The 12,325-nt window shown below is 70.1% G+C and carries 10 protein-coding genes; 5 read left to right on the top strand and 5 right to left on the bottom strand.

The window, feature by feature from the left end; genetic code table 11:
* Positions 1 to 64: 64 nt before the first annotated feature.
* From J2Y46_RS13845 to J2Y46_RS13835, 3 genes are all read right to left on the bottom strand, one after another.
* Positions 65 to 760 (bottom strand): coenzyme F420-0:L-glutamate ligase, encoded by a 696-nt coding sequence (locus tag J2Y46_RS13845; protein ID WP_045302605.1) that lies wholly within the window; start codon positions 758 to 760, stop codon positions 65 to 67.
* Entirely contained in the window at positions 757 to 2,097 is a 1,341-nt protein-coding gene (locus J2Y46_RS13840) for an RNA polymerase sigma factor (protein WP_310243100.1), read from the bottom strand. The genes J2Y46_RS13845 and J2Y46_RS13840 overlap by 4 nt, the downstream gene beginning before the upstream one ends.
* Positions 2,098 to 2,347: 250 nt before the next feature.
* Entirely contained in the window at positions 2,348 to 3,268 is a 921-nt protein-coding gene (locus J2Y46_RS13835; protein ID WP_045302608.1) for a proteasome assembly chaperone family protein, read from the bottom strand.
* Between the two features lie 85 nt (positions 3,269 to 3,353).
* Between J2Y46_RS13835 and J2Y46_RS13830 the strand changes: the two genes are divergently transcribed.
* The 3 genes from J2Y46_RS13830 (at position 3,354) to sucB (ending at position 8,022) form a co-directional block, all read left to right on the top strand.
* On the top strand, positions 3,354 to 4,841 hold the full coding sequence (locus J2Y46_RS13830) for a leucyl aminopeptidase (RefSeq protein WP_045302609.1): 1,488 nt from the start codon (positions 3,354 to 3,356) through the stop codon (positions 4,839 to 4,841).
* Entirely contained in the window at positions 4,838 to 6,211 is a 1,374-nt protein-coding gene (lpdA, locus tag J2Y46_RS13825; RefSeq protein WP_310243096.1) for a dihydrolipoyl dehydrogenase, read from the top strand. The genes J2Y46_RS13830 and lpdA overlap by 4 nt, the downstream gene beginning before the upstream one ends.
* Positions 6,212 to 6,273: 62 nt before the next feature.
* The gene (sucB, locus tag J2Y46_RS13820) at positions 6,274 to 8,022 is read left to right on the top strand and encodes a 2-oxoglutarate dehydrogenase, E2 component, dihydrolipoamide succinyltransferase (protein ID WP_310243094.1); all 1,749 of its coding nucleotides are present in this window, start codon (positions 6,274 to 6,276) and stop codon (positions 8,020 to 8,022) included.
* 19 nt (positions 8,023 to 8,041) lie between these two features.
* On the opposite strand, the gene J2Y46_RS13815 is transcribed toward sucB, so the two are convergent.
* Positions 8,042 to 9,355, bottom strand: a complete 1,314-nt coding sequence (locus tag J2Y46_RS13815) for a hypothetical protein (RefSeq protein ID WP_310243092.1) — start codon at positions 9,353 to 9,355, stop codon at positions 8,042 to 8,044.
* A gap of 124 nt (positions 9,356 to 9,479) precedes the next feature.
* On the opposite strand from J2Y46_RS13815, the gene J2Y46_RS13810 reads away from it, so the two are divergent.
* Positions 9,480 to 10,190 carry a DUF4191 family protein gene (locus J2Y46_RS13810; protein ID WP_310243089.1) on the top strand — a complete coding sequence of 237 codons (711 nt, stop codon included), beginning with the start codon at positions 9,480 to 9,482 and terminating at the stop codon, positions 10,188 to 10,190.
* A 54-nt stretch (positions 10,191 to 10,244) separates the two neighbouring features.
* On the opposite strand, the gene J2Y46_RS13805 is transcribed toward J2Y46_RS13810, so the two are convergent.
* The gene (locus J2Y46_RS13805; protein WP_310243086.1) at positions 10,245 to 10,637 is read right to left on the bottom strand and encodes an RDD family protein; all 393 of its coding nucleotides are present in this window, start codon (positions 10,635 to 10,637) and stop codon (positions 10,245 to 10,247) included.
* A gap of 132 nt (positions 10,638 to 10,769) precedes the next feature.
* Here J2Y46_RS13805 and glnA point away from each other — a divergent pair, with 132 nt between their 5' ends.
* Positions 10,770 to 12,194, top strand: coding sequence for a type I glutamate--ammonia ligase (glnA, locus tag J2Y46_RS13800; protein ID WP_045302621.1), 1,425 nt, complete (start codon positions 10,770 to 10,772; stop codon positions 12,192 to 12,194).
* Positions 12,195 to 12,325: the final 131 nt, after the last annotated feature.

Below are 12,325 nucleotides of genomic sequence, written 5' to 3'. Positions count from 1 at the left end.
CGCACGCCCCGGTCACGCGGAAGGCGCGGCATCCGAAACGATGCCGCGCCTTCCGCTGAGTCCCTCAGATCGTGCGGACGATGCCGAGCGGGGTCGACTGGTGGCCCTGACCCAGCGGGTTGTCCTTGAGGATCGAGACGAGGCGCTTCTCTTCGCCCTTGTCGAGGGTGGAGCCGAGGATGTTGCCGCCGAGGTCGTTGATGTCGACCACCGCCACCTCGGGCACGCCTCCGAGCAGCGCCTTGAGGTGTGTCGCGACCTCGCGCGGGCGCTCGGGTCCGAGCACGACCGCCTTGTTGTAAGGCGGGATCGTTCCCGACGTCGGCCCGTCGATCGCGCGAGCCTTGTCGCCGGCGATGCGGTAGAAGTCGCCCTTGCGGCCGAACAGCTTGGTCACGGCCGAGACGGCGGCCGCGAACAGAATGCGGATCGTGCCGCACTCGCGGAGGGCCATCTCCATCGTCTCTGGCATGCCCAGGCCGATGCCGTACGGCGTGCGCGTGACGTACTTCGAGAGGAAGAGCGCCAGCTTGCGCGGCTTGATCTCCTCGACGAGGTACGAGCGACCCTGCGTGATCGCGACGATCTTCTCCGTCACGAACAGCACGTCGCCTTCGCGCACGGCCTCCGCCGCGTACTCGCGGACGAACTCGTCGAGGTCGTCGCCCGGCATCACGACCCGCGTGCGGATCGGGATGCGAGCGAACGACGAGCCTTCGACCTGGACGGTGAGCGCCTTGCCGGCGTTCGCCTCACTCACTCGAGGTAGTCCCGCAGCGACTGCGAACGCGACGGGTGCCGCAGCTTCGCCATCGTCTTCGACTCGATCTGGCGAATGCGCTCGCGGGTGACCCCGAACGTGTCGCCGATCTGGTCGAGCGTCTTCGGCTGCCCGTCGCCGAGGCCGAAGCGCATGCGGATCACGCCGGCCTCGCGCTCCGAGAGCGAGTCGAGGAGCGACTCGAGCTGACGCTGCAGCATCGTGAAGCCCACCGCGTCGGCGGGGACCACGGCCTCGGTGTCCTCGATGAGGTCACCGAACTCGCTGTCGCCGTCCTCGCCGAGAGGCGTGTGCAGCGAGATCGGCTCACGGCCGTACTTCTGCACTTCGATGACCTTCTCGGGGGTCATGTCGAGCTCGCGGCTGAGCTCCTCGGGCGTGGGTTCGCGACCGAGGTCCTGCAGCATCTGACGCTGGACGCGCGCGAGCTTGTTGATGACCTCGACCATGTGCACCGGGATGCGGATGGTCCGGGCCTGGTCGGCCATGGCGCGCGTGATGGCCTGACGGATCCACCACGTCGCGTACGTCGAGAACTTGAAGCCCTTGGTGTAGTCGAACTTCTCGACCGCGCGGATGAGACCGAGGTTGCCCTCCTGGATGAGATCCAGGAACTGCATGCCGCGCCCGGTGTAGCGCTTGGCGAGCGACACCACGAGGCGCAGGTTCGCGCCGAGCAGGTGGCTCTTCGCGCGCTGGCCGTCGCGGGCGACCCACTGCAGGTCCAGTCCGAGCTGCGAGGTCTTCTCGGCCGCCGACATGTGCGACAGCTTCTCCTCGGCGAACAGACCCGCCTCGATGCGCATCGCGAGCTCGACCTCTTCGGCCGCGTTCAGCAGCGGCACCTTGCCGATCTGCTTGAGGTAGTCCTTGACCGGGTCGGCCGTGGCGCCCGTGATCTGGGTCGAGTAGACCGGGACGTCGTCCTCGTCGCTCGACGAGATGACGATCGCGCCCGTGGGGAGAGGTTCGGTGAACGCCGGCTTGGTGCTCTCCTCCTCTTCCTCCTCGTCGTCGGTCGCGTTGGCGTCGTCGCCCGACGCCTTCGCGCCCTTGGCCGGCTCGCCGGCCTCCGACGCGTCGCCTTCGGTCTCGTCGCCGTCTTCCTCGAGTTCGACGTCGTCGTCGAGCTCCTCGACGTCGTCCTCGAACTCGTCGTCCGACTTCTTCGCGCGCTTGGACGCAGTCTTCGGTGCGGCCTTGGTCTTGGCGGTGCCCTTGGCGGCCGGAGCCTTCTTGGCGGCCGCCGTCTTCGTCTCGTCCGTCTCGGTGTCCTTCGCGGCCGAGCGAGCCTTGGTGTTCGTGCCTGGAGTCACGTTTCGCCTTTCACCGGTCGAGGCGCTCTGCGCCTCTCCGGTCGGTTTCGGACACTAGTAAGACCCTTGTCAAGTCCACATCTTCCAAAGGGATGCCCCACGAAGACGGTTGACAACGGGTCAGAGCGTCTAGTATCTCATACTTGCCGTGCGCCGCCAGCATCGCCCTGCCGAGACCGGCGCACCTCCATCCCTGGTCTCAACACACCGGTGCGGCGTCGAATTCCGCCGACGCGCTGCGTGTGCGCGATCACGAGCCGCGCTTGTCGTCCTCCCCCGGGCGCGTCGCAAGGAACCGCTCGAGTTCGGCCGCCAGCTCGTCGGCGCTGGGCAGATCGCCCGTGTGGATCATCGGGGTCGCCAGGGTGGATCCCGCCATGTAGGCGTCGTAGCGCTCTTCCAGGCCCTGCACCATGCGCGCGAGCTCGTCGCTGCCCTCGATCTGTTCGGTGACCTTCTCGAGGTACTCGCGGTTCTCCTCGCGCAGCTCGTCGCCCGCGAACACGAGTCCCGTCGCGACGGTGAGGCTGTCGAGTGCGGCGAGAGCCGCCGCCGGGTACTCGGTGTCGCCGAGATAGTGCGGGATCAGCAGCACGAAACCCGCGACGCGCACGCCTGCGGCAGCGAGCCGGTACTCCAGCAGGTGGCCCGCCGTCGCCGGCACCTGGGTGTGGGGCTGCCACACCGAGTGCGCCTCGGTGAGTTCCGACCGAGTCCCACTCACCGTCGTGCCGATGGGCCGCGTGTGCGGCACGGGCATCGGGATCGCGTGGACCCACGTCACCGTGGACACGCCGTACACCTCGGTGAATTCGATGACCGCCTCGGTGAAGGCATCCCACGCGAAGTCGGGCTCGTAGCCGGCGAGCAGCAGGAACGGCTGCCCGAGGGCGTCGTGGGCGAACGAGAGCTCCAGGCGCGCAGGGCGGTAGTCGGTGAGGTGGTCCTTCTCGAAGGACACGATCGGGCGGCGCGCGCGGTAGTCCAGCAGCGTGTCGTTGGAGAACACGGCGAGCGGCGAAGGCGAGAGCTCGTCGCGGAAGTAGTCGATCGCGCGGCTCACGGCGCTGCCGGCATCGGTGAACCCGGTCAGGGTGATCACCAGCGGCAGCCCGCGCGGGACGGGCGGCGCAGAAGCCGCACGCTCGAACAGCGGGCCGGGAAAAGGCATGCACCCATGCTACGAGCCGTCCGCCGAGGTCGGGTCGCGATGGTCGCGCTCAGAGCGAACAGTCGTCGTCCCTAGGATGGAGACCATGTCGTTCCCCGACCTCGAGTACCGCACTTCACCTGTCCGAGAGTCCGACGCCGACCTTCTTCTCCTTGCGCTCCCCCCGCTCGACGCCGAGGGATCCCCGGATCTCTCCGACTGGCCGGGCCTGCGCGAGGCGCTGTCGGGGGTGGGCTTCACCGGCGCCGCAGGCGCCTGGGTGCGCGCGTACGCGCCGGAAGCGACGACGGTTCCGCTGGCCGTCGTGGGGACCGGTTCGACTGCGGATGCCGCGGCCCTGCGCGATGCGGTGGGCGCGGCGATCCGCGCCATCACGGGCTTCGCCACCGTCGCCGTGGCCGCGCCGTTCGCCGATCCTTCGCTGTGGACCGCCGCCGCGGAGGGCGCCGCGCTCGGCGGCTACCGCTTCGAGGGTTACAAGAGCGAGGCGCCGAAGCCGCGCGCGCAGCGCGTGGTCGTCCACGGCACCGCCGAGCCGGACGACGCGGCGCTGAAGCTGGTCGTCGAGACCGCGGCATCCGTCGCCCTCGTCAAGGACCTCGTCAACACCCCGGCCGAATGGCTCGGACCCGCCGATGTCGCCCAGCGCGCTACCGAGTCCGTCGCAGACCTGCCGGTCACCGTCGAGGTGCTCGACGAGGAGGCGCTGCGCGAGCAGGGCTTCGGCGGCATCCTCGGCGTGGGGCAGGGTTCCGACCGTCCGCCGCGCCTCGTCCGCCTGGAGTATGCCCCCGAGGGCGCCGACAAGCACGTCGCGCTGGTGGGCAAGGGCATCACGTTCGACACCGGAGGCCTGTCGCTCAAGCCCGCCGCCTCGATGGTCGGCATGAAGTACGACATGGCGGGCGCCGCCACTGTCCTGGGCGTGCTGCGGGCCGTGGCATCCGTCGGCGCTCCCGTCAAGGTGACGGCGTGGCTCTGCGTCGCCGACAACATGCCGTCGGGCCGCGCCACACGCCCCGGCGACGTGCTGCGCCTGCTCGACGGCACGACCGTCGAGGTGCTCAACACCGACGCCGAGGGCCGCCTCGTGCTCGCCGACGGGCTGGTCGCGGCCAGTCGCGAGAACCCCGACGTGATCGTCGACGTCGCCACGCTCACCGGCGCGATCCTCATCGCCCTGGGCACGCGCCACACGGGGGTGATGGGCGACGACGCCGCCGTCGCCGCGTACCTCGCCGCGGCCGCCGAGACGGGCGAGCCCGCGTGGCAGCTGCCCCTTCCCGCCCACATGGTCGAGGAGCTCGACTCCCCCATCGCCGACCTGCAGAACGCCAAGATCGGCGACCCTGCGGGCGGCTCGCTCTTCGCAGGACTGTTCCTGCGTCATTTCGTCGGCCGCACCGCCGACGAGACGGATGCGCCCCGAATCCCCTGGGTGCATCTCGACATCGCCGGCAGCGGGACCCACAAGGGCGCGCCGTACGGCTTCACCGACAAGGGACCGACTGCCGCCACCGTGCGCAGCCTGATCCGCTTCGTCCTGGCAGACCTCGATGAGGAGGCACGATGACCGACCACTCCTTCGATCTCGTCATTCTCGGCGGTGGAAGCGGCGGCTACGCAGCCGCGATCCGCGCCGCGGAACTCGGCAAGACCGTAGCCCTCGTCGAGAAGGACAAGGTGGGTGGGACGTGCCTGCACCGCGGCTGCATCCCGACGAAGGCCCTGCTGCATGCGGCCGAGGTGGCCGAGTCGGCGCGGGATGCCTCGGCCATCGGCATCCGCGCGACCTTCGAGGGCGTCGACCCCGCGGGTGTGCGCGCCTACCGAGAGGGCATCGTCGCGAAGAAGTACAAGGGGCTCGAGGGTCTCGTCAAGGCGCGGGGCATCACCGTCGTGAACGGGGAGGGACGCCTCGAGGCGGGTCCGGCCGTCCGGGTCGGCGACGACCTGTATCGCGGCACCGACGTCGTGCTCGCCACCGGTTCGTACAGCCGGACGCTTCCCGGCCTCGAGATCGGCGGCCGCATCCTCACCAGCGAGCACGCCCTCGAGCTGGATGAGGTCCCCGGCAGCGTCGTGATCCTCGGCGGCGGCGTCATCGGCGTCGAGTTCGCGAGCGTCTGGCGCTCCTTCGGCGCCGACGTCACCATCGTCGAGGCGCTCGATCACCTCGTGCCCAACGAGGATCTGGCGCTCAGCAAAGGCCTCGAGCGCGCGTTCCGGCGCCGCGGCATCCAGTACTCGCTCGGCGTGCGGTTCCAGGGCGCGACGCAGACGCCCGACGCCGTGACCGTCACGCTCGAGGACGGCAAGACGTTCACCGCCGACTACCTGCTCGTCGCCGTCGGGCGCGGGCCGGCGACAGCGGGCCTCGGCTACGAGGAGGCGGGCGTGACGATCGACCGCGGCTTCGTCATCGCCGACGAGCGGCTGCGCACCGGCGTCGACCACATCTGGGCCGTCGGCGACATCGTCCCGGGTCCTCAGCTCGCTCACCGCGGCTTCCAGCAGGGCATCTTCGTCGCCGAGGAGATCGCCGGGCTCTCGCCCGTCGTCATCCCCGATGCGAACATCCCGAAGGTCACGTACAGCCACCCCGAGGTCGCATCGGTCGGCCTCACCGAGGCGCAGGCGGCTGACGCGCACGGCGCGGACGGCATCGTCGCGTACGAGTACAACCTCGCCGGAAACGGCAAGAGCGAGATCCTCGGAACGAGCGGCATCGTCAAGGTCGTCCGCGCGAAGGAGGGGCCGGTCCTCGGCGTCCACCTGATCGGCGATCGCGTCGGCGAGCTCATCACCGAGGGCCAGCTCGTCGTGGGCTGGGAGGCCCACCCCGAGGACATCGCGCCCTTCATCCACGCGCACCCGACCCAGTCCGAAGCGCTCGGCGAGGCATTCCTCGCTCTCGCAGGCAAGCCCCTGCACGCGCTGTGACCCTTCGGGCCGCACCCCATCACTAAGCTAGATCCGATATTTCTTCAGAAGGAGACATCCTCATGAGCACATCCGTGGTCCTCCCCGCTCTCGGCGAGAGCGTGACCGAGGGAACGGTCACCCGCTGGCTCAAGAACGTCGGCGACACGGTCCAGGCGGACGAGGGCCTGCTCGAGATCTCCACGGACAAGGTGGACACCGAGATCCCCTCGCCGATCAGCGGCGTCATCGAGGAGATCCTCGTGCAGGAGGACGAGACCGTCGAGGTCGGCGCCGTGCTGGCGAAGATCGGTGACGGCTCCGGTACCCCCGCGGCCGCCCCGGCGCCCGAGGCCGCTGCCGCCGAGGGCGCGCCGGAGACCCCGGCCGAGGCTCCGGCCGCCGAAGCTCCCGCCCCGGCCGAGGCCGCTCCGGCGCCCGCCGCCGAGCAGCCCGCCGCCCCCGCAGGCGGCGGCAAGGACGTCGTCCTCCCCGAACTCGGCGAGAGCGTCACCGAGGGAACGGTCACCCGCTGGCTCAAGCAGATCGGCGACGAGGTCGCCGTGGACGAGCCGCTCCTCGAGATCTCGACCGACAAGGTCGACACCGAGATCCCGTCGCCGTTCGCGGGCGTGCTCACCGAGATCCTCGTCCCCGAGGACGAGACGGTGACCGTCGGGTCCCCGCTCGCCCGCATCGGCGAGGCCGGCGCAGCACCCGGCGCGGCCGCGGCCGCGGCCGCACCGGCTGCCGCGCCCGCGGAGGCGCCGGCGGCCGCACCTGCACCTGCCGCTGAAGCACCGGCTCCTGCGGCTCCGGCCGCAGCGCCCGCTCCGGCTCCGGCCGCCGCCCCCGCCGCCGCACCGGCTCCGGCGGCAGCGCCCGCCGCCTCGGCAGCTCCTGCTCCGGCGCTGGTCGCCGAGGACGACGGGATCACGTACGTCACGCCGCTCGTGCGGCGCCTGGCTCAGCAGCAGGGTGTCGACCTCGGTTCGGTGAAGGGCACCGGAGTCGGCGGCCGCATCCGCAAGGAGGATGTGCTCAAGGCCGCCGAGGCAGCGTCGGCTCCTGCCGCTCCCGCCGCGGCGGCAGCGCCCGCGCCGCTCGAGGTCTCGCCGCTGCGCGGCACCACCCAGCCGATGTCGCGCCTGCGCAAGGTGCTGGCCTCGCGGGCCGTGGAGTCGATGCAGTCGACGGCGCAGCTCACGACGGTGGTCGAGGTCGACGTCACGAAGCTTTCGACGTTCCGCGACAAGGTGAAGAACGACTTCCTGGCCAAGACCGGCGACAAGCTGTCGTTCCTGCCGTTCTTCGCGCTGGCGGCCGCCGAGGCGCTCCAGGCGTACCCCGTCGTCAACTCGACGGTGGACGGCGACCAGATCGTCTACCCGGCGACGGAGAACCTGTCGATCGCCGTCGACACCGAGCGCGGTCTGCTCACCCCCGTGCTGCGTGACGCGGCGAGCAAGAACCTCGCCCAGATCGCGCACGAGATCGCAGACCTCGCCGCCCGCACCCGCGACAACAAGCTGAAGCCCGACGAGCTCGCGGGCGGCACGTTCACGCTGACCAACACCGGTTCGCGCGGCGCGCTGTTCGACACCCCCGTCGTCTTCCTGCCCCAGACCGCGATCCTCGGCACCGGCGTGGTCGTCAAGCGCCCCGGCGTGGTGACGGTCGACGGCAAGGATGCGATCTCGGTGCGCTCGTACGTCTACCTGGCGCTGTCGTACGACCACCGCGTCGTCGACGGTGCGGACGCCGCTCGTTTCCTCGGAGCCGTGAAGACGCGCCTGGAGGCCGCCGCGTTCGAGGGCCAGCTCGGCATCTGAGCGGGAGCGACATTCGCTTCTAGGGCTGCTGCGCGACGTCCGAGACGTCGCGCAGCAGCCATTTCTCGTCTCTGCGCAGGATCACGACCATCTGCGACGGGGTGGACCCGTCGATCGCATCGACGCGCAGCACCGCGAGGTCGCCGAAGTCGTCGAGGAGCGTGATCGTTCGCTCGGCAGCGGGGCGATCGATCGTCCCGCCGGCCGATGGCGCCGTGTCGACCACCACCGCGGCGAGACAGTCGGCCTCGCCGGCGCACGCGATCCGTGCGTCCAGCAGTTCGCCGGTCAGGAGAGCGAGGTCGGCGGGCTCGCCGGCCGGCGAGCCGCTTCCGGGTGCCGCGGCCGGGTTGGCATCCGCCGGAACGGATGCCGCGGGCCCGCGCGTCGCCGTGGGCGAAGCGCCCGGTCGCGCATCGGTCGCGACGCCGCTGGCAGGAGGCCAGAGCGCGCCGCCGGCCAGCACCGCGACCGCCACGGCGCCTCCGACCAGCCACGGCGCGCGTCGCGCACCGGCTCGCGGCGGGTCGCCCGTGCCTCGCAGCCGGCGCCACACCGCCGTCGTGGCCCGCGACACGGTGTCGGAGAGCTCGTCGTCCATGCCGGCGATGAGCGTCTGCCACATCGACCGCGGCGCGGGTTCGTGCGGCAGGTCCGCCTCCTTGCGTGTCCGCTCGTGCGAGCGCGCCATCCCCTCGGTCGCGCGGCGAGGGCTGAGGCTGACGGTGCTGAGCGGCTCCGCCTCGGCGAGGGCGAACAGCGCCGCCTCGGCGGCCTCGAGCTCATGGACCGAGATGCGCTCCGCGGTGACGGCTCGCAGCGCTGTCTGCCAGGTGCGCTGCGCGGGCGGATCGACGCTCACCTGCTCGAGGACGGCGGCGGATGCCTCGAGTGCGCGCCGGGCCGAGGCATCCGTCGCCAGCACCGGCCTGCCGGCGTCGTCGAGCCACCAGTCGCCGTCGGCATCGGGTGTGCTCGCCACCTGAGCGCAGCCGCGCAGCACGCTCACGCCGAGGGTCACGGCCTCGCCCAGGCTGAGGGGCATTCGTGCGGACCTCCGCCGGACGAATTCCTCGAGGCGCTCGGAGCACACCGGCAGCACCACGTCGTGGCCGTCGACGCGTCGCACGACGTCGCCCGGAGCCAGCACGTGGCCGTCGGGTGCGGCATCCCATCCCCGCCAGTGCGGGCCGAGGACGTCCGCGTCGACCAGCACGCACGAGTCGCCGCCGGCCGTGCGGACGAGGGTGCCCGGCCATGGTCCGTCCTCAGGCGCCCGGACCGCCCGGATGGCGCGGTAGGGGCTCCCGAGCGAGCCGTCGGCGGTCGTCATGGCGCCAGTGTGCGAGGCTGCGCGAGGCGACAGCCTGGACCGGCGGCAGTCTGTGGATGAGCGGGCCCGGTGCCCGACTGTGGAGGAGCCGAGCGGGAGCCCGCGAAAAGGTAGGCTGGAAGCTATGGCCGCGCGCAGTTCCGCCCCCGACAAGGGCCCGGGTTTCTTCTCTCAGATCCGCACCCTCTACACCTTCACCCAGAAGGAGTTCCGCTGGCTGCCGTTCCTGCTGGTCGGCATCCTCCTCCTCGGCATCGCCGTGGGCGTGGGCATCGGGTTCCTCATCCCGCCGGTCGCCGTCTGGAGCGTCATCCTGTGGGGCGTCACCGGGCTCATGCTCGGCGTCCTCGCGTCCATGATGACGATGACCCGGCTGTCGACGCGCGCGATGTACAAGAAGATCGACGGAATGCCCGGGGCCACGGGCCACGTCATGTCGACGTCGCTCGGCCGCAAGTGGCAGGCCAGTGAGATGCCGGTCGGCATCAACCCCAAGACGCAGGAAGCCGTCTACCGCGCCGTCGGCCGCGGCGGCGTCGTGATCGTGGGCGAGGGCGCCCGCGGCCGGCTCACCCGCCTGGTGAACGACGAGCGCTCGAAGGTCCAGCGCGTCGCCTCAGGCGTTCCCGTGACGGTGCTGTACATCGGTCACGGTGACGGAGAGACGCCGATCTCGAAGCTCGCGCCGACCATCAAGTCCCTGCCCACGAAGATCGACCGGGCCACGATGGCCGCGGTCATCAAGCGCATCGAATCGGTCTCGCAGTCGCTGACATCGCTGCCGATCCCGAAGGGCATCGACCCCACGAAGGTGCGCGCACCTCGTCCGCGCTGAACCGCTCGCGAATGAACCCGGTCCGGCGGAGACGCCGGGCCGGGTTCACGCGTGTCACGAGCGGATGAGCACAGTGCCCGCGGCCTTGTCGTGGAGGCCCCGCTGATCGGCGTCCCAGATGACGGCGGGGATCGCGAGGATCAGGAGCGCGGTACGGATGACGGGGCGCCACAGGCCCACCCATCCGCCGTCGAGACGCACAAGGCGCAGGCCGAAGATGCGATGGCCGGGGCTCCCCTGGAGCGTCGGCAGGAACACGATCTGGATGGCGGCGAAGATCGCGAGGATCGCGAGCGGGTCCCATCCGAAGAAACCCGAGATCAGGTAGGCGGCGCCGTAATCGAGGAAGAGCGCGCCGACGCGGCGGCCCAGACGGCCGATGGATCCGGTGCCATCGCGGGGCAGTCCGAGGCGTTCGCCGGGGTAGTCCTGGGTGCTCTGCGTCACTTCCCCAGCGTACCCAGGTCGCCGTAACATCCCTGAAACACAAGTGATACTGGAGGGCAATGCCCTGCGGGTACCGTGCCAGAGTGCCCGGCCCGTACGGGCGGATCCGAATGCCCTACCTCTGGAGTCTTCATGTTCAAAGATTCATCCGAGGTGCTGAAGTTCATCAAGGACGAGGACGTCAAGTTCCTCGACATCCGTTTCACGGATCTTCCTGGCGTGCAGCAGCACTTCAACATCCCGGCCTCCACCGTCGACGAAGAATTCTTCACGGTCGGCCAGCTGTTCGACGGCTCCTCCATCCGGGGCTTCGCGAACATCCACGAATCGGACATGCAGCTGATCCCGGACGTGTCGACGGCCTACCTCGACCCGTTCCGCGAGGCGAAGACCCTCATCATGGTCTTCGACATCTACAACCCGCGCAACGGCGAGATCTACTCGAAGGACCCGCGCCAGGTCGCCAAGAAGGCCGAGAAGTACCTCGCCTCGACCGGCATCGCCGACACCGCGTTCTTCGCGCCCGAGGCCGAGTTCTACATCTTCGACGACGTCCGCTACGAGGTGAAGCAGAACTCGAGCTTCTACTCTGTCGACTCCGAAGAGGGCGCCTGGAACACCGGCCGCGCCGAAGAGGGCGGGAACCTCGCGAACAAGACCCCCTTCAAGGGCGGCTACTTCCCGGTCTCCCCCGTCGACAAGACGGCCGACCTTCGCGACGACATCAGCCTCCGCCTCATCGAGTCGGGCCTGCTCCTCGAGCGCGCGCACCACGAGGTGGGCACGGGCGGCCAGCAGGAGATCAACTACCGCTTCGACACCATGGTGCACGCGGCCGACGACATCCTGAAGTTCAAGTACATCGTCAAGAACGTGGCGAACGAGTGGGGCAAGGTCGCGACCTTCATGCCGAAGCCCCTCTTCGGCGACAACGGCTCGGGCATGCACACGCACCAGTCGCTGTGGCTCGAGGGCAAGCCCCTCTTCTACGACGAGAAGGGCTATGCGCAGCTCTCCGACCTCGCGCGCTGGTACATCGGCGGCATCCTGGCGCACGCGCCGGCGCTGCTCGCGTTCACCAACCCGACGCTCAACTCGTACAAGCGCCTCGTCAAGGGCTACGAGGCGCCGGTGAACCTGGTGTACTCGGCCGGCAACCGTTCGGCGGCCATCCGCATCCCGATCACCGGCTCGAACCCCAAGGCCAAGCGCATCGAGTTCCGTGCACCCGACGCCTCGGGCAACCCGTATCTCGCGTTCGCCGCGCAGCTCATGGCCGGCCTCGACGGCATCCAGAACCGCATCGAGCCGCACGAGCCCGTCGACAAGGACCTGTACGAGCTTCCCCCCGAGGAGGCGAAGAACATCCCGCAGGTGCCCAACTCGCTGCTCGACTCGCTCGAGGCGCTCCGCGCCGACCACGAGTTCCTGCTCAAGGGCGGCGTCTTCACGCCTGAGCTGATCGAGACGTGGATCGAGTACAAGATCGAGAACGAGATCCAGCCGCTCAACGCGCGTCCGCACCCGTTCGAGTACGAGCTGTACTTCGGCGTCTGACGTTCCAGCACCAGAAGCGGGGCCCCCGGGACCGGGGGCCCCCGATTGGTTTGCGGGGGGGCGGTCGCCCCCCCCCCCGGGGCGGCCCCGGGAGATCGACCGCACCCCGCCCCGACCCACAACAGGTGGCG

It is taken from the genome of Microbacterium sp. BE35, assembly GCF_031457705.1.
In the GTDB taxonomy this organism is placed as follows: domain Bacteria; phylum Actinomycetota; class Actinomycetes; order Actinomycetales; family Microbacteriaceae; genus Microbacterium; species Microbacterium trichothecenolyticum.
Note: the sequence above shows the minus strand (reverse complement) of the source record. Positions and strands in the feature narration are given on the sequence as shown.

Excerpts from the sequence above, each read along its gene's own strand:
- J2Y46_RS13815 (WP_310243092.1), bottom strand. The coding sequence starts at position 9,355 with ATGACGACCGCCGACGGCTCGCTCGGGAGCCCCTACCGCGCCATCCGG.
- J2Y46_RS13835 (WP_045302608.1), bottom strand. The coding sequence starts at position 3,268 with ATGCCTTTTCCCGGCCCGCTGTTCGAGCGTGCGGCTTCTGCGCCGCCC.
- J2Y46_RS13810 (WP_310243089.1), top strand. The coding sequence starts at position 9,480 with ATGGCCGCGCGCAGTTCCGCCCCCGACAAGGGCCCGGGTTTCTTCTCT.
- sucB (WP_310243094.1), top strand. The coding sequence starts at position 6,274 with ATGAGCACATCCGTGGTCCTCCCCGCTCTCGGCGAGAGCGTGACCGAG.
- J2Y46_RS13830 (WP_045302609.1), top strand. The coding sequence starts at position 3,354 with ATGTCGTTCCCCGACCTCGAGTACCGCACTTCACCTGTCCGAGAGTCC.
- lpdA (WP_310243096.1), top strand. The coding sequence starts at position 4,838 with ATGACCGACCACTCCTTCGATCTCGTCATTCTCGGCGGTGGAAGCGGC.
- glnA (WP_045302621.1), top strand. The coding sequence starts at position 10,770 with ATGTTCAAAGATTCATCCGAGGTGCTGAAGTTCATCAAGGACGAGGAC.